This window comes from Litorivivens sp., assembly GCF_041624475.1.
Taxonomy (GTDB): Bacteria; Pseudomonadota; Gammaproteobacteria; order Pseudomonadales; family Spongiibacteraceae; genus Litorivivens.
The window spans coordinates 180639-199684 of the sequence record NZ_JBFJUX010000003.1; the positions used below are offsets into that span (position 1 = coordinate 180639).

A 19046-nucleotide genomic window follows, 5' to 3' on the forward strand; every position below is an offset into this window, starting at 1 on the left:
ATTGGTTGGAGTGAAATTATGAGCGTAGAAACCTATACACCCGAACAGGCCCTGACCGTCACCGAGGCGGCCCAGGAGCATTTTCGCAAGCAGCTGGCCGATAAGGCCGGCGCCATTCGTCTGTCGGTCAAGGAAAGCGGCTGCACCGGTTACAAGTACGTGATCGATATTGTTGAGCAGAAAGAGGCTGACGATGTCGCCCTTACCCTGGACAACGGGATCACCTTGTTTGTGGCGACCGATGCCATGGGCATGATGCGTGGCACCCAGATTGACTATACCCGCGAGGGGCTGAATCGCACGCTGAAATTCATCAATCCGAATGTATCGGATGAGTGTGGCTGCGGCGAAAGCTTCAACGTCAACTGAAGCGGGGTTAAGAGAGAAAGCACATGGAACGCAGAATGGTGACAACCGTCACCGATTGTCCGGGACGCATCGTGCCGGTAGGCACGCCGATAACCATCCCCAAGGACAATTTTGTCACCATCACCCAAGCCTTGGGCGGCAACTACACCGTGACCTACAACGGCAATATGGTGCGGGTTGATGGCACCGATGCGGCGGCGCTCGGGCTGGAGCCTGAGGTGCTCGAGTTTGAGCAGCCTGACGGTGACGATATTGTTGAAGAACAGGTCTGGGATGCCCTGCGCACGGTATTTGATCCGGAAATTCCGGTGGACCTGGTTAACCTTGGTTTGATTTACAAGGTCGAGATCAATCAGAGCGCAAAAAGCGTGTACATCGAAATGACATTAACGGCGCCCGGCTGCGGCATGGGCCCGGTCTTGGTGGGTGATGTGGAATACCGCGTAGCCCAGGTGCCCAATGTTGAATCGGTCAAGGTTGAGCTGGTATTCGATCCGCCCTGGAGTCGAGAGATGATGTCGGAAGAGGCTCAGCTGGAAACGGGGATGTTTTACTGATGGATGCGCGTGTGAGTGAAAACCCCTTTGGTCGCAGTATTTCGGCAGATGACATCGTCGATACCCTCGGATTTTTTGACAGCTGGGAAGATCGCTACAAATACATTATTGATCTGGGCAAGGAATTGCCCGCCATGCCCGACGAGCTCAAGACTGAAGACCGTTTGATTCGTGGCTGTCAGAGTCAGGTTTGGCTGGAAACCGAGCAGAACGGCGACAGCTTTGAGTTTCAGGCTGACAGCGATGCTTTTATCGTAAAGGGTTTGCTGGGTGTGATTCTGGCGGCTTACAACAACAAATCAGCCGGCGAAATCCTAGAGTTTGATATCGAACAGTATTTCGAGCAGCTCGATCTGCTGCGTCATCTCAGCCCGACCCGTGGCAATGGTCTGCGCGCGATGGTGCAGCGCATTCGCGAGATTGCGGGAGCCTGAGTATGAGCTTGGATAATATTCGCATCGTACTGGTGAACACCTCGCACCCGGGCAATATCGGCGCGGTGGCGCGGGCTATGAAAAACATGTGTGTCAGCGATCTGGCCTTGGTAGCACCGAAGAAATTTCCCCACGATGAGGCTACCTGGCGTGCGTCCAATGCGACTGATGTACTAGACAGCGCCACAGTGTTTGACTCACTGGAGGAGGCGATTGCCGACTGCGGTCTGGTAATTGGCACCAGTGCACGTGGCCGTCGTATTCCCTGGCCGCTACTTGATCCGCGCCATTGCGCCAAGCAGGCCTATGGCGAGGCGGCAAAGCATAAAGTCGCTTTGGTCTTTGGTCGTGAAGATCGCGGGCTGACCAACGAAGAGCTGCAGCTTTGTAACCTGCACGTCAATATCCCGGCGAATGAGGAATACAGCTCGCTGAATCTGGCGATGGCGGTGCAGGTGCTGTGCTACGAATTGCGAATGACGGCGCTTGACGGTGAGCTCAGCGGTAACCCGCTGGAAGAGTGGGACCAGCCTCCGGCGACAGCCGATGCGCTGGAGCGCTATATGGTGCATCTGGAGGAAACCCTGCTTGAACTGGGCTTTCTGAAGGCCGATGCACCAAAGCAACTGATGACCCGACTGCGTCGCCTTTATACGCGGGCGCGGCCGGATGAAATGGAAGTGAATATTCTGCGCGGTATTCTCACGTCCACGCAGTACCAGATTCGGCAACACAAAGGTGTCGAGTCTGTGGCGGATGAAAACGGCGCTGCTTAATTCGAAAGCTCGTGATTCGGGTAATCACGAGGGGAGGTCATAGAGAATGCGATTGACCACAAAAGGCCGCTATGCGGTCACGGCGATGCTGGACCTTGCGCTGCACAGCGGTCAGGGGCCGGTCAGCCTGTCGGAAATTTCCTCACGTCAGCATATTTCCCTGTCCTATCTGGAGCAGTTGTTTGCCAAGTTGCGTCGGCGTGGCCTGGTAAAGAGTATTCGCGGCCCCGGTGGCGGTTACTGTCTGGATAAGGCCACGGCAGAAACCTTTGTGGCGGATATCATTGATGCGGTGGATGAAAGCGTCGATGCCACAAACTGCTCTGGTGAAGCGAACTGCCAGGAAGGGGAGGTCTGCCTTACCCATCACCTGTGGAGTGATCTGAGCGATCAGATCCATAATTTCCTCAGCGGAATCAGTCTGGCTAGCCTGGTGGAGCGTCGGGAAATACAGCAGATCGCCAGTCGCCAGAATCTTCGCGAAGCCGATCAAATTGCCATGACCATGGTCGAGTAAGTTTATGCAGTCCCCGATCTACCTTGATTATGCGGCCACGACACCGGTAGACCCGCGCGTCGCGGATAAAATGACCGCGTGCCTGACTCTGGAAGGCAACTTTGGCAACCCAGCCTCGCGCTCACATCTGCTTGGCTGGAAGGCCGAAGAAGCGGTGGAAAACGGTCGGCGTCAGGTGGCTGATCTGATCGGTGCGGACAGTCGCGAGATTGTCTGGACCTCCGGTGCTACTGAGGCCAATAACCTGGCTCTAAAAGGGGTTGCCGAGGCTTACGCGAAACGCGGCAAGCATATTATTAGCTCGCGCATCGAACACAAAGCGGTGCTGGATACCTGCGAGTATCTGGCGGGCAAGGGTTTTGAGATTACCTATCTTGAACCAGATGCTCAGGGTGTTATCAGTCCGGACGGGGTAGCGGCAGCGCTGCGTGAAGACACCGTCCTGGTCAGTCTGATGCACGTTAACAATGAGCTTGGCGCGATCAACGATATAGCCGCCATCGGTTCGCTGCTTACAGGGCATCAGGCTTTCTTTCATGTGGATGCGGCCCAGAGTGTCGGTAAATTGCCGATTAATCTGGCTGAATTGAACGTGGATCTCATGTCGATTTCGGCCCATAAGTGCTATGGCCCCAAGGGCATCGGCGCGCTGTATGTAAAGCGACGTAGCCAATGTCATCTCGCGCCCCAGATTCACGGTGGTGGTCACGAGCGGGGTATGCGCTCGGGCACCTTGCCCACTCACCAGATCGTGGGCTTTGGAGAAGCCTGTGCGCTGGCGGGCGAGTCTCTCGAGGACGAACAAAATCGGCTGGCAGGGCTTCGCAAACAGTTTCTCGGCGCGCTGAGCGAGCTGGAAAGTATCACTGTCAATGGTAATGGCTGGCCCGGTATCACCAATGTCAGTTTCGCTGGCGTTGATGGCGAGTCGCTGCTGATGTCTCTGCGCAATCTGGCGGTCTCCACCGGCTCCGCCTGCGCCTCGGCCACGCTGGAGCCCAGTTACGTACTGCGTGCCATTGGGGTGGAAGAGCGCCTGGCTCTGAGTTCTGTGCGCTTCAGTTTTGGCCGCTATACCACCGCTGAGGAGCTGGACGATGCGGCCTCTCAGGTGCTTGAGGCGGTCAGTCGTCTGCGCGGCGCCCAGCGACAGACCGGCTAGGCGGCATTCACCGGCTGACTTCCCGCCATTCGGGTGCGGGCGGCATATTCATTTCACTCAGATAAGCTTATAATTAGCGGATTTTGTGAACGGACCAGCGACTGGCGCTGGTTTTTTTAAATACTTTGTTTTTATTGGAGAAATTGACTAATGGCTGTGGAACGTACTCTGTCCATTGTGAAACCTGATGCGGTAGCAAAAAATGTTGTTGGCGAGATCTACAGCCGCTTTGAAAAGGCAGGCTTGCGCATCGTGGCCGCTAAAATGCTGCGCCTGAGCCGTGCCCAGGCCGAAGGTTTCTACGCCGAACACAAGGGGCGTCCGTTTTTCCCCGCACTGGTTGATTTTATGACTTCTGGCCCGGTCACTGTTCAGGTGCTGGAAGGTGAGAACGCGATTGCCAAAAACCGCGAACTGATGGGCGCGACCAACCCCAAAGAAGCTGAGCCGGGCACTATCCGCGCTGATTTTGCCGAATCAATCGATGCCAATGCCGCCCACGGTTCAGATTCCGCCGCTTCTGCCGAGCGCGAGATTGCCTATTTCTTCGCCGCCAGCGACATCTGTGACCGCGACTGAGCGCCCCTGAAACCATGAGTGAGTCTGCGAGCCCTGTGTACGGACAGTCGCAACCAGTTAATTTGCTGGGGATGACCCGCGCCCAGCTCGCAGACTTTATGGTGTCGCTGGGCGAGAAACCCTTTCGCGCCCAGCAGCTTTTGAAGTGGATTCACCATCGCGGTGTGGATGACTTCGAGCAGATGACGGATATGGGCAAGGCGCTTAGAGCCAAGCTCAAGGACGTCGCCGAGATTCGTCCACCGGAAATTTTAAAGCAACTGGATTCCAAAGACGGTACCCGCAAGTGGGCTATCGGTGTTGGCGGCGGCAACGTTGTTGAAACCGTTCTGATTCCCGATGGGGATCGCGCTACGCTGTGTGTTTCCTCGCAGGTGGGCTGCAGTCTGGATTGCAGTTTCTGTTCCACCGGTAAACAGGGCTTTCAGCGCGATTTGACTGCCGCTGAAATCATCGGCCAGGTGTGGCAGGCGATTAAATCCTATGATGGTTTCGGTGCCAAAAAACGCATCGTTACCAACGTGGTGATGATGGGCATGGGCGAGCCGCTGCTCAATTTTGACAATGTGGTGGCTGCAACCGATCTGATGATGGACGATTTTGGCTATGGCCTGTCCAAGCGTCGGGTGACCCTGAGTACCTCGGGTGTTGTACCCAAGCTCTACGAACTGGCGAAAGTCTCGCAGGTATCACTGGCCGTCTCTCTGCACGCGCCCAATGACGCACTGCGCAACGAACTGGTGCCCATCAATAAACGCTATCCCATAGCCGAGCTGCTTGAGGCCTGCCGACATTACATCAGCTGCCAGCCCGATATTCATCGAGTAGTAACTGTCGAGTACACGTTGATTGCGGGTGTTAACGACCAGCCTGAGCACGCTCATGAACTGGCGACTCTGCTGAAAGACTTCCCCTGCAAAATTAATCTGATTCCCTTTAATCCGTTTTCACTATCGGATTATGAGCGCCCAAGCAAAAACGCGACGCGCCGGTTCTGGGAAATCCTCACCCAGGCAGACTTCGTAACCACCGTGCGAACCACGCGGGGTGATGATATTGATGCCGCCTGCGGGCAGTTGGCGGGTTTGGTGGTGGATCGCACCCGGCGTGCGGCCCGTCACCTGTCGCGTCGTGAAAATTCTGAAGCACAAATAATAAACGTGGTGAATAAACTATGATGACGTGCTTGCGAGCATTTGGCCTGTTGGTTTGCGTGTTCATGCTGACTGCCTGCGTGACCACCACCGAGTCGCCCTACAGCGAAAAGAAAGACGAACAACGCGCGCTGGAATTGTCGGCCCAGTTGGCCCGTACCTATATCAGCCGCGGTGAATGGGAGTCGGCCAAGCGCCACCTGCGCTACGCCATCGAAACCGACCCTAAAAATGTTGAGGCCCATGAGGGGCTAGCCCTGGTGTTCCAGAACACGGGTGAACTCGAACTGGCAGAAGAACATTATCGCAAAGCGCTGCGTTATGGCCCAAAGAATACTCGAGTTCGCAACAATTACGCGGCCTTTCTGTTCAGCATGGATCGTCAGAAAGAGGCGGCAAGCGAATTTGAACGGGTTGTTGAAGATGTACTTTACGAAGGGCGCCTGAACGCCTTTCTCAATCTGGCTCTGAGTTATGAAAAGCTGGGGCGGATCGAAGACGCGAGCAGGACGTTTCGTCGTGCGTACTTGATGGACAACAAGTCGACGCCGGCATTGTTGGGGCTGGCGCGCACGCAATACGCGCTTGGCGATTACCCCAAGGCGCAGGTTTACTATGACGAGTTCCAGAAGCACGTAAAAAAACAAAGCGCAGCAAGTCTTTTACTGGGTATTAAACTGGCTGATCAATTCGGCGATAAAAATACCCATGCCAGCTATGCTCTGGCCCTGAAAAACCTGTACCCGAAGTCACGCGAATATCTTGAATATCGCGCCTACCTGGAACAGACACGGCCTTAGGAGAAAATAGTGAGCGAGCAAGACCCCGGTTTGAGTTTGCGAGAGGCCCGTGAAGCGGCGGGCTTGAGTCAGAAAGACGTGGCTGACAGCCTGAATCTGCTGGTGAGCAATGTCGAAGCCATTGAAGCCAATAATTTCCGCCACCTGAATGCGGATATTTTTGTGCGCGGTTATATTCGGAGTTACGCGCGCTTTCTGAATCTTGAACCACAGCCATTGCTGGACGCGGCAGAGCGACAGTTGCGGGATAAAAGCCCGTCTACCGACAGTGAAGTCCAGCCCAAGACAGTGTCGCCGATCAAGCCGCAGCACAAGATTCTCGCGGCTCTGGTGATTGCCGGCGTGCTTTGGGCAATAGCGGTTGTTGTGATGGCCCCGGATGCAGAAGCAGATGCGGGACAAGCGGCAATCACTGAGGCGCACGAGGCCTGAATATGATGCACGAATCTCCTATAGTACGACGCAAATCCCGGCAGATCATGGTGGGGAATGTTCCGGTGGGTGGCGATGCGCCAATATCGGTGCAGAGCATGACCAATACCGACACCTGCGATGTGGCCGCAACCGTTGCTCAAATAAAACAGCTGGAAGCGGTTTGTGCGGATATCGTCAGAGTGTCTGTACCCTCAATGGAGGCGGCCGAGGCTTTTCGTGAAATTCGCAAGCAGGTTGAGGTGCCGCTGGTAGCGGACATTCATTTTGACTACAAGATCGCACTAAAAGTGGCGCAATACGGTGTGGATTGTCTGCGGATTAACCCCGGCAATATCGGCCGCGAAGACCGAGTTCGGGCGGTTATTGATGCAGCTCGCGACAACAATATCCCTATTCGAATTGGTGTGAATGCCGGCTCACTCGAAAAAGATCTGCAGCGCAAATATGGCGAGCCAACCGCCGATGCACTGGTTGAGTCCGCTATGCGGCATGTGGATATCCTCGATAGATTCGATTTTCAGGATTTTAAAGTAAGTGTAAAAGCCTCCGATGTGTTTTTGGCGGTTGGTGCTTATCGCAAGCTGGCGACGCTGATTGAGCAACCCTTGCATTTGGGAATCACGGAAGCAGGGGCGCTGCGCGGTGGCACCGTAAAGAGTTCGGTAGGTTTGGGGATGCTATTGATGGACGGCATCGGCGATACCATTCGCGTCTCGCTCGCCGCCGACCCGGTTGAGGAAATCAAAGTCGGCTACGAGATTTTGAAAAGTCTCAAGCTGCGCTCCAAGGGCATTAATTTTATTGCCTGTCCGAGCTGTTCGCGTCAGAACTTTGATGTGATCGGCACCATGAATGAGCTGGAAGCCCGGCTGGAAGATGTGACCACACCGGTTAATGTGGCGGTGATTGGCTGCTTTGTGAACGGCCCCGGCGAGTCCAAGGAAGTGGAGATCGGTGTGACCGGTGCCAGCCCCAGTAATATGATTTATATCGATGGCAAGACAGACCACAAAGTGCAAAGTGGTGAGCTAATCGATCATCTCGAAAGCCTGATTCGCGAGCGGGTTGCGAAAAAACAGGCTGAAGAAAACGATATTATTGCGCGCCAGGCCTGAGCGCCGGCGCAGACAAGGATTCAGCACGTTGGCAAAAATTCAATCCATTCGCGGCATGAACGATCTTCTGCCGGATGATTCTCCCCTCTGGCAATATCTGGAAGGCAAACTTCAGAATCTGCTTGCACGCTACGGTTACAACGAAATCCGCTTTCCGATTCTGGAGCAGACCGAACTGTTCAAACGCTCTATCGGTGAAGTTACCGATATTGTCGAGAAAGAGATGTACACCTTCGAAGACCGCAATGGCGACAGCCTGACTTTGCGACCCGAAGGTACGGCGTCCTGCGTGCGCGCCTGTGAACAACACGGTCTGCTTTACAATCAGGTTCAGCGTCTGTGGTACACCGGGCCCATGTTCCGCCACGAGCGCCCTCAGAAAGGGCGTTTGCGCCAGTTTCATCAGGTGGGTGTTGAAGCCTTTGGCATGGTCGGCCCCGATATTGATGTCGAGCTGATTGCCCTGAGTGCGCGCTTCTGGAAAGAGCTTGGTATAACAGAAGGTCTGACGTTGGAGCTCAATACCCTGGGTAGCAGCGCAAGTCGCAAATCATTCCGGGAAGCGCTGGTGACCTACCTTTCGCCCCTGAAAGATCAGCTGGACGAAGACAGTCAGCGCCGATTGGCCACCAACCCACTGCGCATCCTCGACAGTAAAAATGAGCAGACCCAGGCTTTGCTAGCTGACGCTCCGGTGTTTGATGATTTCCTCGATGACGACTCGCGCGTCCATTTTGCCGGTTTGTGTGAGCGTCTGGATGCGCTGGGAATTGCCTATGTGCGCAATCCGAAGCTGGTTCGAGGCCTCGACTATTACGGCCTGACCGTGTTCGAGTGGACCACCAATCTGCTTGGTGCCCAGGGCACAGTCTGTGCCGGCGGTCGCTATGACGGTTTGGTTGAGCAGCTCGGAGGCAAAGCCACGCCGGCGGTGGGATTTGCCATGGGACTGGAGCGATTGTGCCTGCTGCTTGAGGCGACTGGAAATTTGCCGGAGAAAACAGCCCAGGCTGATGTCTATCTGGTAAGCTCTGGCAGCCGGGCTGAGGTCGAGGCGCTGAAGCTGGCGGAGAGCCTGCGCGAGAGCCTTTCTCTGCGGGTGCTGACCCATTGCGGCGGTGGCAGTTTCAAGAGCCAGTTCAAGAAGGCTGATCGCTCCGGTGCGCGCGTCGCGCTGGTTATTGGCGAGAGTGAAGCCGAGCAGGGAGTGGTGCAGGTCAAGTGGTTGCGTGAAGAGCGTGAGCAGCAGCAACTTGCCATGGCCGATGTGGTGAGCGAACTGGCCGCTCAGCTCGATTAAACAAGTTAAATTAAAACAAGAGAATTGGTAGAGGTATAAGCGTGGAATCCTATCGCACGGATGAAGAACAGGTCGAGGCCCTCAAGTCTTGGTGGGCAGAAAATGGCAAGTCTATCGCGCTGGGAGTTGTGGTTGCGATCGCAGCTGTGTTCGGTTGGCAGGGCTGGCAGAAGCAGCAGGAAACGCGTCTGGCTGAAGCTTCAGCCAACTATCAGAACCTGTTGGAGGCGGATTCTGCCGCTGAAAGCGACGGCACGAAAGTGACCACGGCTCGGCATTTGGCCGAGACCCTGAAAGCCGATTACCCGGGCACCACCTACGCCATCTTCGGTGCCATGTACAAGGCCAAGTACGCCGCTCAGAGCAGTCAATGGGATGAGGCGGAAACGGAACTGCGCTGGGTGCTGGAACAAAAGCCCAGTGAGCCAATGCTGCTGCAGGCCAAGGTGCGCCTGGCCCACGTTCTGCTTGCCCAGAAACGCTACGAAGATGCGCAACAGGTATTGGCCGGTTCCGAACTTGGCAGCTATGCCGCTCTGATTGCGGAAACCCGTGGCGATATTCTGCTGGCACAAGGCGACAAAAGCGGTGCACTGGCGGCCTACGAACAGGCCAAGGCAGAGCTGGCGTCACTGGATAATGCCTCGCCGAACCCCCTGCTGGACATGAAAATCAACGACCTGCAGCAAGTGCAGGACGGAGCCGCTGAGGAATGATGAAACTCAACCGACTACTGCTGCCGCTGGCTGCTGTATTGCTGGCCGCCTGTGCAGGTACGCCAGAAGAAAATGACCCTGCCGAGCTCACGGACTTTGTCACCGAGCGGGATCTGATTCGAATCTGGTCCGATAAGGTGGGGGATGGTCAGGGTAAGGGCCTCTACCAGCTCCGGCCGGCAGTAGAAGGCGACACGCTGTATATCGCCTCCGCTGATGGTGAAGTTCAGGCCCGCGATATCAGCAATGGTGATATTCGCTGGAAGCAGAAACTGAAGCAGACAGTCAGCGGTGGCGTCGGTGTGGATTACGAACGCCTTTACCTCGGTACGACTGAAGGCGTCGTCATTGCCTTTGATCTGATGGGCAAAGAATTGTGGCGGACCCAATTGAGCGGTGAGGTCCTGGCGCCGCCGGCGAGTGACGACGAGATTGTCATAGTGCAAACCTATGACGGCCAACTGTTCGCGCTGGATGCCGTTACCGGTGAAAAACGCTGGGCCTTCTCAGCCTCAGTGCCGCGCTTGACCCTGCGTGGAACCTCGACGCCGCTGATTGATGGCCCGCTGGTCTTTGCCGGTCTGGCCAACGGTCGCGTTGTGGCGCTCGACAAGGAAACCGGCGAACTGCGTTGGGAGCAGCGTGTATCGGTGCCCAAGGGCAGTACGGAAATCGAGCGTTTGTCAGATGTCGACGGTGAGCTGTTGCTGGATAGTGGCATTCTCTATGCAGCGGGCTACCAGGGCAATCTGGTGGCAATAGATGTGCGCAGCGGTCGCACCCTGTGGCAGCGTGAGCTGTCCAGCTACACCGGGCCGGTGGAAGGTTACGGCAATATCTACGTGGCGGATGCCGAGGGCAGTATTCATGCCTTCGAGAAGAACGGCCAGGGCGTAATCTGGACCCAGACGGTTCTGGCGCGTCGCAAACTCTCGGCGCCAGCTATACTCTCGGGCAGTCTGGTGGTGGGTGACTTTGAAGGCTACCTTCATTTTGTCTCCCAGGTGGATGGTCATCTGGTGTCGCGGGTTCAGCTCGACGACAGCGGCGTGCGTGCGCCAATGGTTACTGCTGACGACAAACTCTTCGTGTTCAGCAACGAAGGCCGTTTGGCCGCCTACAGTTTTGATCGTGACAGTTATCGGGTGAAACGCCGCACGTTTGGCCCGAAACGCTAGTAGGCAATAATGAGCATGATTCCGGTGGTTGCGTTGGTGGGGCGTCCGAATGTGGGCAAGTCCACCCTGTTTAACAGATTGACCCGCAGCCGCGATGCGCTGGTGGCGGATTTTCCGGGGCTGACTCGCGACCGCAAATACGGCGAGGTCACCCACGGTCGCAACCGTTTTATTGCCATTGATACCGGCGGTATTACCGGTGACGAAGAGGGTATCGACAGTGTTATGGCCGAACAGTCGCTGGCGGCGATTGAAGAGGCCGATGCGGTGCTCTTTTTGCTGGATGCGAAAGCGGGTTTGACCCCATCTGACTATGCACTTGCGAGTAAATTTCGCAGCAGTAACAAACCTTTCTACTATGTCGTGAACAAGGTTGACGGTGTTGATCCCAACACCGCGATGGCCGAGTTTTACGAGCTTGGTGTAGAGCATTTCTATCCGATTACGGCCACTCAGGGGCGCGGTGTGCGTCAGCTGCTGGATGAATTGGTCTCCACCTTCCCGCCCGTAGAAGAGGAAGTGCCGGAAGAGGACAAATTCAAGAGCACTCGAATCGCGATTATTGGTCGCCCCAACGTCGGCAAGTCGACTCTGGTTAATCGCCTGCTCGGTGAAGAGCGTGTGGTGGTTTTTGACCAGCCGGGCACCACGCGCGACAGTATCTACATCGATTACGAGCGCGACGGCGAACCCTATACTCTGATTGATACCGCCGGTGTCCGACGCCGCAAGAACGTGAAGGAAGTGGTGGAGAAATTCTCCATCGTCAAAACCCTCAAGGCCATTGATGACGCCAATGTCACCATTCTGGTGATGGACGCCCGAGAGGGCGTAGTCGATCAGGATCTGCACCTGCTGGGGCAGGTGGTTGAGTCCGGCCGCGCGCTGGTGCTGGCAGTAAACAAGTGGGACGGGCTTGATCCCGACCATAAAGAGCGGGTCAAGTTTGAGCTGGAGCGACGACTGCAGTTTATCGACTACGCAGAAGTGCATTTTATCTCCGCGCTACACGGCACCGGGGTAGGGCATCTGTACGACTCTGTGAACAAGGCCTACCACTCGGCAACAGACAAGATGTCAACTCGCCAGCTCACGACCATTCTGGAGGGCGCGGTGTTTGACCATCCGCCACCGATGATTAACGGCCGTCGTATAAAATTGCGTTACGCCCACGCCGGTGGTCAGAATCCGCCCATCGTGGTTATTCACGGCAATCAGACCGACAAAGTGCCGGCAAGCTATCAGCGCTATCTGGAAAAGACCTTCCGCAAACATCTGGATATGGTCGGAACCCCTATTCGTATCGAATTCCGCACCAGCGACAACCCCTACGAGGGCAAGAAAAACAAGCTCACATCGAGGCAGGTCAATCGCAAGAAGCGTTTGATGAAGTTTGTGAAAAAGCGGGATGCAAAAAAGAAGCGGGGCAAGTAGTCTGGTTTGCAAGGCATTAAACCAGACAGTGTGACGCGTTATGTCAAAACCCGATCTGGACAGTCCTGACCGCATCCGCCAGTTTGTCGAAGCCTTTTACGACAAGCTGTTGGTCGACGAACGCCTGGCGCCGATCTTCCTGGATGTGGCGAATGTCGATATCCGAGAGCACTTCCCACGCATTCAGGCTTACTGGGAAAAGCTATTGCTCGGCGAAAACAACTATAAGCGCCACACCATGAATATTCATCGCCAGCTTCACGATAAGCGTGAACTGCGCAGTGCTGACTTTGATCAGTGGCTCGCCTATTTCGAGGAGACCGTCGACGAGCACTTTGCCGGCCAAAAGGCTGAGCGTGCCAAGCGGGTGGCGGGGCAGATTGCTTTCAACATGCACAAGGCGCTGGAGCGGGAGTCGGGAAAGAAGCTTTAGTTAGGCGGTCGGACGTCGGACGCAAAAGCGGGCACTGCTTCGCGGTGCGATGTTTCGTGAGCGGCAAAGCCGCGCGTCTAGCGTCAGACATCCGGCCAGAGCGCGCAGCGGCCCCCTGATCGGATTTGTCACACGAATAGGCCACATTCTGTCATTGAGTTATCCCCCTCGCTGCTCAATACTGATCCCATCGTCGGCGGCTGCCGATATTGTTAAAAAAATGTAATTTTTTCAGTGGATTAGAAGCGTCTAATGCGTTTCTGATCATTGTTATTTCTAGCCAGTAAGCAAGGAGACAGGCCTATGTCCGCTCAAGCGGAAGTACTGCAACAGGCGTTTACCCTCGGCTTTACCTACACCCGCACCACCGGTCCGGTGGTGGGCCGCTTTCTGACGGCCCTGCGCGATCGCAAGATCGTCGGTATCAAGGGAAGCGACGGCAAGGTGATTGTACCGCCGATGGAATACGATCCGGTCACCGCCGAGGAACTCAGTGAATTCGTGGACCTGCCAGACACTGGTGTGGTGAAAACCTGGGCCTGGGTAAAGCACCCGCGCGGCAAGCACCACCTGGACAAGCCCTTTGCCTGGGCGCAGATCCAGATCGATGGTTCCGACATTCCGATGATTCACATGGTAGATGCCGGTGACGAATCGAAAATGAGCACCGGAATGAAAGTAAAAGTGCGCTGGGCTGACGAAACCAAGGGTTTCATCACCGATATCGCCTGCTTTGAGCCAGCTTGAGGAGACTGCCATGAGTGACGCAAACAAGGAGGCGCTCGAGCCGATTACCGGTATTGAATCGCCCGTCTATCTCGACTACAACTTTACCGCCGGGCAGGCTACTGCCCGCTTCCTCACCAAGGTCAAGGAAGGCAAGCTGGTAGGCCAGCGCTGCCCGTCCTGTCGCAATGTCTATATCCCCCCGCGCGGTGCCTGTGCTGCCTGTGGTGTGGCGACCAACGAAGAAGTGGAACTGTCCCATAAGGCGACTGTTCAGTCCTTTACCATCGTCTACATTCCGATACCGGGTAACCCTATCAAGCCGCCCTACGTTATTGCGAATCTGGTGGTCGACGGCGCCAATATTTCGTTCCTACATCTGCTGAGTGAGTGCAAGAACGAGGACGTGCGCATTGGCATGCGTGTAGAGGCCAAGTGGAAAGATCCCAGCGAGTGGGGTTTTGCCATGGAAAATATCCAATACTTCGCACCCATCGACGAACCCGATGTGCCTGCGGAAGAAATCGGGAGACTGAAAGATGCGTGATATAGCGATTGTCTCTTTCGTGCAGTCGGATTGCGTTCGCGACGCCGGTGCACGCAATGAAGTTGAACTGATCATGCCGGTTGTTCGCAAAGTGCTGGACAATGTCGGCCTGGAAAGTGCACAGAACGTGGACTTTACCTGTTCCGGTTCCTGTGACTATCTGCAGGGCGCGGCTTTTGCCTTTGTTCTGGGTGTTGACGCCCTGGGTGCGGTGCCGCCGATCAAGGAAAGCCACGTTGAGATGGACGCGGCCTGGGCTCTGTATGAAGCGGTGCTGAAAATCCAAACCGGGCAGGCAGAATCTGCTCTGTTGTACGGATTTGGCAAATCATCACCCGGTGAATTGCCTATCGTCTTGTCGCAGCAGCTGGACCCCTACTATCTGGCACCTCTGTGGCTGGATACGGTCTCAAGCGCTGCGCTGCAGGCGCGAGCTATGCTAGACAGCGGTGAGATCACTGAGCGTGAGATGGCTGAGGTTGTTGCCCGCTCGCGCAAGAATGCGAAATCCAACCCCCATGCACAGCTGAAAGGTGACGTCAGTGCGGATGAGCTGCTGAACGAGCCTACCTATCTGTCTCCCCTGCGCAAGCACGACTGCTGCCCGGTATCCGATGGCGCCTGCGCCATGGTTATCGCCACCGTTGAGCAGGCCAAGAAGTGGGGTAAGCCTTACGCGGTACTGAAGGGTATTGACCATCGCATCGAGAGCGCCCATTTCGGTGCTCGCGATCTGACCAAGTCGCCCTCCACGGAGGCGGCGGCCAAGGCGGCGGGTGTGGCCAATGGTCCGGTAGACATTGCCGAAATTTACGCACCGTTTAGCCATCAGGAAATTATCCTGAAGAAAGCGCTGGGCCTGGGTGATGACACTGTGATCAACCCCTCGGGTGGTGTGCTAGCCGGTAACCTGATGATGGCCTCTGGGTTGTCGCGTATTGGCGAAGTCGCCATGCGCATCATCAACGGCGAATGCAAACGTGGTGTGGCGCACGCGACCTCGGGTCATGCGCTGCAACAGAATCTGGTCGCGGTATTGGAGGGAGCATAATGGCTGAATTAGCTGCGGTTGTCGGTATTGGCCAGACCAAATACCAAACCAAACACAAAGACGTTTCTATTGCCGGACTGGTGCGCGATGCGGCCTTCAAGGCCCTGCAGGATGCGGAACTGACCTGGGACGATATCGATGCCGTTATTGTCGGTAAAGCTCCGGACATGTTTGAAGGCATGGTCATGCCCGAACTGTACCTGACCGATGCGCTTGGCTGTAACGGCAAGCCTATGCTGCGGGTGCACACGGCTGGCTCGGTTGGTGGCTCAACCGCCATTGTCGCTGCCTCTTACGTACAAAGTGGCATGTTCAAACGCATTCTGACCGTGACTTACGAGAAACAGTCAGAGTCCAACGCGATGTGGGCACTGTCGAATGCACAGCCCTTCTCGCCACACTTGAATGCGGGCGCGGGTGGCTTCTTTGCACCGATCATTCGCGAGTATATGCGCCGAACCAAGGCGCCGAGCGATGCGGGCATCAAGGTGGCAGTAAAAGACCGTCTGCACGGTGCGCGCAATCCCCTGGCGCACTTACAACTGCCCAATATAACCACCAAGGAAGTAGAAGAGAGCCCCATGCTGTGGGAGCCACTGCGCTTTCTCGAGTCCTGTCCGTCTTCTGACGGTGCGTGTGCTCTGGTTATTTCCAATGAGGAACTCGCCAAGCAGTCGCCGAAGAAGCCGGCCTGGATTCGCGGTACCGCCATGCGTTCAGAACCGACCATGTATGCGGGGCGCGAAGAAGTCAGCCCGCGTGCGGGTATCGATTGCGCCAAGGATGTTTATGCCCAGGCGGGCGTTACCAACCCTCGCAAGGACTTCGATTGTGCCGAAGTGTACGTACCGTTTTCCTGGTACGAGCCCATGTGGCTGGAAAACCTTGGCTTTGCCGAAAAAGGCGAAGGCTGGAAAATGACCCTGGAAGGGGCCACGTCGCTGGACGACAATGGTGATATCCCCTGGAACTGCTCCGGTGGTGTACTATCCAGTAACCCCATCGGCGCCTCGGGCATGATCCGCTTTGCGGAAGCGGCCCGGCAGGTGCGCGGCGATGCCGGTGACCATCAGGTCGAAGGCGCCAAATTGGCCCTGGGCCATGCCTATGGCGGGGGGGCTCAGTTCTTCGCCATGTGGGTTGTCGGTTCAGAGAAAGCGTAACAAAACGCTGAATTCACCGGCCACGATAGTGGCCGGTGTCATTTAACGGGAAGGGAAAAATGCAATTCAATCTGGCAGATATGTTTGAAGTTGTGGCGGACAAAGTGCCCGAGCGCGAGGCGCTGGTCTGTGGTGCACACCGAACCACATTTGGCGACTTGGACAAGCGGGCAAACCGCATGGCCCACTACCTGCGATCGCAGGGTGTGAAAAGCGGCGACCATGTTGGCCTGTACATGTACAACTGCAACGAGTACATGGAAGCCATGCTGGCCTGCTTCAAGATTCGCGCGGTGCCGATCAACGTCAACTATCGCTACGTCAAAGATGAGCTGCTGTATATCTTTGATAACGCGGACATGGTGGCTTGCGTGCATCATCGCGAGTTCGCGCCCCATATCGCCGAGATTCGAAGTGCGGCCCCGGACCTGAAAACCTTTGTTGCTGTTGATGACGACAGTGGCGCTGACCTCAATACCATCGGTGCAGTGGAATACGAATCGGCGATGGCTGGTCAGAGTGATCAGCGTGATTTCGAAGAGCGCTCCGGCGACGACTATTTCATTCTCTACACCGGTGGTACAACCGGCATGCCCAAGGGCGTGATGTGGCCCCATAAAAATGTTTTCTTCGCGGCCATGGGCGGCGGCGGTCACTTTTCACCGAATGGCCCCTGTGAGAAGCCCGAAGACATTGAAACCCGCGTTGCCGAGAACCCCTTGTGTGGTATCGCGCTGGCACCGCTGATGCACGGTGCCTCTTGGTGGTATGCCTGTATTCAGCTGTTGGCAGGCAACAAGCTGGTGCTGAATGATCAGCATTCCCTTAATGCAGAACACGTATGGGAAATTTGCGAACGCGAAAAAGTTAACGCTGTGCAGATAGTTGGCGACGCGATGGCGATTCCGCTGCTGGATGCGCTGGATGCGAATCCTGATCGCTGGGATCTGGGGTCCATTTTTAACGTTGGCTCCGGTGGTGCAGTCTTTTCGGAAGCCAAGCAGGAAGGTTTCAAGAAGCATTTCCCGAACGTTTTCATCACCAACAGCTTTGGTTCATCGGAAGGTGGCCAGATGGGTATGGACAACGGTCAGAAGAAATCCGAATCGGGTCTGGGCAATGTAACGCGCACCGACTACATGGACGTGATCATCGATGATGAGACACCCCGTCGTCACGCCAAGCCCGGTGAAACCGGTATCTTTGCCCGCTCAGGTTACATTCCCGTCGGTTATTACAACGACCCGGAAAAAACCGCCAAAACCTTCGTAGAGGTCGACGGCAAAACCTGGTTGCTGACCGGTGATGCGGCAAAACTGGAAGAAGATACCTCCATCACTGTATTCGGTCGCGGCTCCAACTGCATTAACAGCGGCGGCGAGAAAATTTTCCCGGAAGAAGTGGAGAATGCGCTCAAGGCTCACGACGGCATTTTCGACGCGCTGGTTGTTGCAACTCCCGATGAGCGCTGGGGCAGCAAAGTGACCGCTGTACTGCAATTGCGCGAGGGCGTCACCGTGACCGTCAAGGACGTGCAGGATCACTGTCGCAACCACATCGCCGGCTATAAAGTGCCACGTGCGGTCCATGTGACGGCGGATATTCCGCGCGCGCCGAGTGGCAAGCCGGACTACAAAACTGCTAAAGCCTTCGCGCTGAGCGGTGAAGGCGAACTGGCCTGATGACTGTGCCCGCCTGAGGCGGGCACATGGAAAGAATTAATACGGAGAGTCCTCATGGCTGAACTCGATATCAGCACCAAGAACTGTATTATCGAACAGGAAGGCAAAACCCTGATCGTTACGCTCAACCGTCCCGAGGCCAAAAACGCCTTTAACCCGGAAATGCTGTTGGGTATGTACAAAGCCTGGCGTCGGCTGGATGAAGACGATTCGCTGATGTGCGCCATTCTCACAGCGGTCGGTGATACCTTCTGCGCCGGTATGGATTTGAAAGCGGGCCCGGACAGCAATCAGGATGCCTCTGACGAGTTTATGAACCTGATGGGCACCGTGCCCAATGTTCACTGGCAGGCTCTGTTGCGGGACAACCGTCCCAGCAAGCCGCTGATACTGGCGGTTGAGGGTTATGCGCTGGCAGGTGGTACGGAAATTCTGGCCGGTACCGATTTGCGGGTCGGGGCGGAAGATTCCATTTATGGCGTGACCGAAGTTGCACGCGGTTTGTATCCAATGGCCGGATCCAGTGTCCGTCTGCCGCGTCAGATTCCCTATTGTCGCGCCGCGGAAATGGTACTGCTGGGACGCCATTGTACTGCCCAAGAAGCGCTGGAATGGGGATTGATCAATCGTATCGTACCGAAAGGTCAGGCCCTGGCCGAGGCCAAGAAAATGGCCGAAGAGCTGTGCAAAACCGGTCCGCTGGCATTGAAAGCTATCACCCGCTCATTGCGTGAACTGCAGACTGACATTGCTGAAGAAGAGGCCATGTTGAAATCCGATGAGCTGGCAGGCCCGGTCTTCGCGTCGAAAGATGCGAAAGAGGGCATGAGAGCATTCAAAGAAAAGCGTCCGGCTAACTTTACTGGCGAGTAAACCCCCGGCTGGGGCTGAAGACCGAACGCCTGTTTCGCGAGGAAC

General features: G+C 55.8%; 22 protein-coding genes. All 22 read left to right on the plus strand.

Features of this window, described 5'->3' with window-relative positions:
• Window positions 1–18: 18 nt before the first annotated feature.
• The 22 genes from ABY734_RS05480 to ABY734_RS05585 all read left to right on the plus strand — a co-directional run bounded on the left by ABY734_RS05480 (window position 19) and on the right by ABY734_RS05585 (window position 19001).
• Window positions 19–369 carry a HesB/IscA family protein gene (locus ABY734_RS05480; RefSeq protein ID WP_372777996.1) on the plus strand — a complete coding sequence of 117 codons (351 nt, stop codon included), beginning with the start codon at window positions 19–21 and terminating at the stop codon, window positions 367–369.
• A 23-nt stretch (window positions 370–392) separates the two neighbouring features.
• A complete protein-coding gene (gene sufT / locus ABY734_RS05485; protein WP_372777997.1) occupies window positions 393–926 on the plus strand; it encodes a putative Fe-S cluster assembly protein SufT in 534 nt (177 codons plus the stop codon).
• Window positions 926–1360 carry a SufE family protein gene (locus ABY734_RS05490; RefSeq protein WP_372777998.1) on the plus strand — a complete coding sequence of 145 codons (435 nt, stop codon included), beginning with the start codon at window positions 926–928 and terminating at the stop codon, window positions 1358–1360. The genes sufT and ABY734_RS05490 overlap by 1 nt, the downstream gene beginning before the upstream one ends.
• A 2-nt stretch (window positions 1361–1362) precedes the next feature.
• Window positions 1363–2136 carry a tRNA (cytosine(32)/uridine(32)-2'-O)-methyltransferase TrmJ gene (trmJ, locus tag ABY734_RS05495; protein WP_372777999.1) on the plus strand — a complete coding sequence of 258 codons (774 nt, stop codon included), beginning with the start codon at window positions 1363–1365 and terminating at the stop codon, window positions 2134–2136.
• 46 nt (window positions 2137–2182) lie between these two features.
• The gene (gene iscR / locus ABY734_RS05500) at window positions 2183–2653 is read left to right on the plus strand and encodes a Fe-S cluster assembly transcriptional regulator IscR (protein ID WP_372778000.1); all 471 of its coding nucleotides are present in this window, start codon (window positions 2183–2185) and stop codon (window positions 2651–2653) included.
• 4 nt (window positions 2654–2657) lie between these two features.
• Complete coding sequence (locus tag ABY734_RS05505; protein ID WP_372778001.1) at window positions 2658–3815, plus strand: IscS subfamily cysteine desulfurase; 1158 nt, start codon at window positions 2658–2660, stop codon at window positions 3813–3815.
• 150 nt (window positions 3816–3965) lie between these two features.
• Window positions 3966–4394, plus strand: coding sequence for a nucleoside-diphosphate kinase (gene ndk, locus ABY734_RS05510; RefSeq protein ID WP_372778002.1), 429 nt, complete (start codon window positions 3966–3968; stop codon window positions 4392–4394).
• 14 nt (window positions 4395–4408) lie between these two features.
• Window positions 4409–5572 (plus strand): 23S rRNA (adenine(2503)-C(2))-methyltransferase RlmN, encoded by a 1164-nt coding sequence (rlmN, locus tag ABY734_RS05515; protein ID WP_372778003.1) that lies wholly within the window; start codon window positions 4409–4411, stop codon window positions 5570–5572.
• Window positions 5569–6348, plus strand: a complete 780-nt coding sequence (pilW, locus tag ABY734_RS05520; RefSeq protein WP_372778004.1) for a type IV pilus biogenesis/stability protein PilW — start codon at window positions 5569–5571, stop codon at window positions 6346–6348. The genes rlmN and pilW overlap by 4 nt, the downstream gene beginning before the upstream one ends.
• Window positions 6349–6357: 9 nt before the next feature.
• On the plus strand, window positions 6358–6780 hold the full coding sequence (locus ABY734_RS05525) for a helix-turn-helix domain-containing protein (protein ID WP_372778005.1): 423 nt from the start codon (window positions 6358–6360) through the stop codon (window positions 6778–6780).
• A 2-nt stretch (window positions 6781–6782) separates the two neighbouring features.
• Window positions 6783–7898 carry a flavodoxin-dependent (E)-4-hydroxy-3-methylbut-2-enyl-diphosphate synthase gene (gene ispG, locus ABY734_RS05530; RefSeq protein WP_372778006.1) on the plus strand — a complete coding sequence of 372 codons (1116 nt, stop codon included), beginning with the start codon at window positions 6783–6785 and terminating at the stop codon, window positions 7896–7898.
• Window positions 7899–7926: 28 nt separating this feature from the next.
• Window positions 7927–9198 carry a histidine--tRNA ligase gene (hisS, locus tag ABY734_RS05535; protein WP_372778007.1) on the plus strand — a complete coding sequence of 424 codons (1272 nt, stop codon included), beginning with the start codon at window positions 7927–7929 and terminating at the stop codon, window positions 9196–9198.
• A 41-nt stretch (window positions 9199–9239) separates the two neighbouring features.
• A complete protein-coding gene (locus ABY734_RS05540) occupies window positions 9240–9914 on the plus strand; it encodes a YfgM family protein (RefSeq protein ID WP_372778008.1) in 675 nt (224 codons plus the stop codon).
• Entirely contained in the window at window positions 9911–11092 is a 1182-nt protein-coding gene (gene bamB, locus ABY734_RS05545; RefSeq protein WP_372778009.1) for an outer membrane protein assembly factor BamB, read from the plus strand. The genes ABY734_RS05540 and bamB overlap by 4 nt, the downstream gene beginning before the upstream one ends.
• A 15-nt stretch (window positions 11093–11107) precedes the next feature.
• The gene (gene der, locus ABY734_RS05550) at window positions 11108–12526 is read left to right on the plus strand and encodes a ribosome biogenesis GTPase Der (protein ID WP_372778195.1); all 1419 of its coding nucleotides are present in this window, start codon (window positions 11108–11110) and stop codon (window positions 12524–12526) included.
• Between the two features lie 40 nt (window positions 12527–12566).
• Window positions 12567–12959 carry a group III truncated hemoglobin gene (locus ABY734_RS05555; RefSeq protein WP_372778010.1) on the plus strand — a complete coding sequence of 131 codons (393 nt, stop codon included), beginning with the start codon at window positions 12567–12569 and terminating at the stop codon, window positions 12957–12959.
• A gap of 303 nt (window positions 12960–13262) precedes the next feature.
• Window positions 13263–13706 (plus strand): Zn-ribbon domain-containing OB-fold protein, encoded by a 444-nt coding sequence (locus ABY734_RS05560; RefSeq protein WP_372778011.1) that lies wholly within the window; start codon window positions 13263–13265, stop codon window positions 13704–13706.
• A gap of 10 nt (window positions 13707–13716) precedes the next feature.
• Entirely contained in the window at window positions 13717–14232 is a 516-nt protein-coding gene (locus ABY734_RS05565) for a Zn-ribbon domain-containing OB-fold protein (protein WP_372778012.1), read from the plus strand.
• The gene (locus tag ABY734_RS05570; RefSeq protein WP_372778013.1) at window positions 14225–15283 is read left to right on the plus strand and encodes a thiolase domain-containing protein; all 1059 of its coding nucleotides are present in this window, start codon (window positions 14225–14227) and stop codon (window positions 15281–15283) included. The genes ABY734_RS05565 and ABY734_RS05570 overlap by 8 nt, the downstream gene beginning before the upstream one ends.
• Entirely contained in the window at window positions 15283–16446 is a 1164-nt protein-coding gene (locus ABY734_RS05575; RefSeq protein WP_372778014.1) for a thiolase domain-containing protein, read from the plus strand. Before ABY734_RS05570 ends, ABY734_RS05575 begins: the two co-directional genes overlap by 1 nt.
• Window positions 16447–16505: 59 nt before the next feature.
• Complete coding sequence (locus tag ABY734_RS05580; protein ID WP_372778015.1) at window positions 16506–18128, plus strand: acyl-CoA synthetase; 1623 nt, start codon at window positions 16506–16508, stop codon at window positions 18126–18128.
• Between the two features lie 54 nt (window positions 18129–18182).
• Entirely contained in the window at window positions 18183–19001 is an 819-nt protein-coding gene (locus ABY734_RS05585; protein ID WP_372778016.1) for a crotonase/enoyl-CoA hydratase family protein, read from the plus strand.
• Window positions 19002–19046 lie beyond the last annotated feature (45 nt).

What these genes read in the sequence shown, in the direction of transcription:
- ABY734_RS05480 (WP_372777996.1), top strand. Translation starts at nt 19, where the DNA reads ATGAGCGTAGAAACCTATACACCCGAACAGGCCCTGACCGTCACCGAG.
- ndk (WP_372778002.1), top strand. Translation starts at nt 3,966, where the DNA reads ATGGCTGTGGAACGTACTCTGTCCATTGTGAAACCTGATGCGGTAGCA.
- ispG (WP_372778006.1), top strand. Translation starts at nt 6,783, where the DNA reads ATGATGCACGAATCTCCTATAGTACGACGCAAATCCCGGCAGATCATG.
- ABY734_RS05505 (WP_372778001.1), top strand. Translation starts at nt 2,658, where the DNA reads ATGCAGTCCCCGATCTACCTTGATTATGCGGCCACGACACCGGTAGAC.
- ABY734_RS05555 (WP_372778010.1), top strand. Translation starts at nt 12,567, where the DNA reads ATGTCAAAACCCGATCTGGACAGTCCTGACCGCATCCGCCAGTTTGTC.
- ABY734_RS05565 (WP_372778012.1), top strand. Translation starts at nt 13,717, where the DNA reads ATGAGTGACGCAAACAAGGAGGCGCTCGAGCCGATTACCGGTATTGAA.
- der (WP_372778195.1), top strand. Translation starts at nt 11,108, where the DNA reads ATGATTCCGGTGGTTGCGTTGGTGGGGCGTCCGAATGTGGGCAAGTCC.
- ABY734_RS05570 (WP_372778013.1), top strand. Translation starts at nt 14,225, where the DNA reads ATGCGTGATATAGCGATTGTCTCTTTCGTGCAGTCGGATTGCGTTCGC.
- ABY734_RS05560 (WP_372778011.1), top strand. Translation starts at nt 13,263, where the DNA reads ATGTCCGCTCAAGCGGAAGTACTGCAACAGGCGTTTACCCTCGGCTTT.
- ABY734_RS05585 (WP_372778016.1), top strand. Translation starts at nt 18,183, where the DNA reads ATGGCTGAACTCGATATCAGCACCAAGAACTGTATTATCGAACAGGAA.
- sufT (WP_372777997.1), top strand. Translation starts at nt 393, where the DNA reads ATGGAACGCAGAATGGTGACAACCGTCACCGATTGTCCGGGACGCATC.
- ABY734_RS05490 (WP_372777998.1), top strand. Translation starts at nt 926, where the DNA reads ATGGATGCGCGTGTGAGTGAAAACCCCTTTGGTCGCAGTATTTCGGCA.
- iscR (WP_372778000.1), top strand. Translation starts at nt 2,183, where the DNA reads ATGCGATTGACCACAAAAGGCCGCTATGCGGTCACGGCGATGCTGGAC.
- rlmN (WP_372778003.1), top strand. Translation starts at nt 4,409, where the DNA reads ATGAGTGAGTCTGCGAGCCCTGTGTACGGACAGTCGCAACCAGTTAAT.
- ABY734_RS05575 (WP_372778014.1), top strand. Translation starts at nt 15,283, where the DNA reads ATGGCTGAATTAGCTGCGGTTGTCGGTATTGGCCAGACCAAATACCAA.
- trmJ (WP_372777999.1), top strand. Translation starts at nt 1,363, where the DNA reads ATGAGCTTGGATAATATTCGCATCGTACTGGTGAACACCTCGCACCCG.
- pilW (WP_372778004.1), top strand. Translation starts at nt 5,569, where the DNA reads ATGATGACGTGCTTGCGAGCATTTGGCCTGTTGGTTTGCGTGTTCATG.
- bamB (WP_372778009.1), top strand. Translation starts at nt 9,911, where the DNA reads ATGATGAAACTCAACCGACTACTGCTGCCGCTGGCTGCTGTATTGCTG.
- ABY734_RS05580 (WP_372778015.1), top strand. Translation starts at nt 16,506, where the DNA reads ATGCAATTCAATCTGGCAGATATGTTTGAAGTTGTGGCGGACAAAGTG.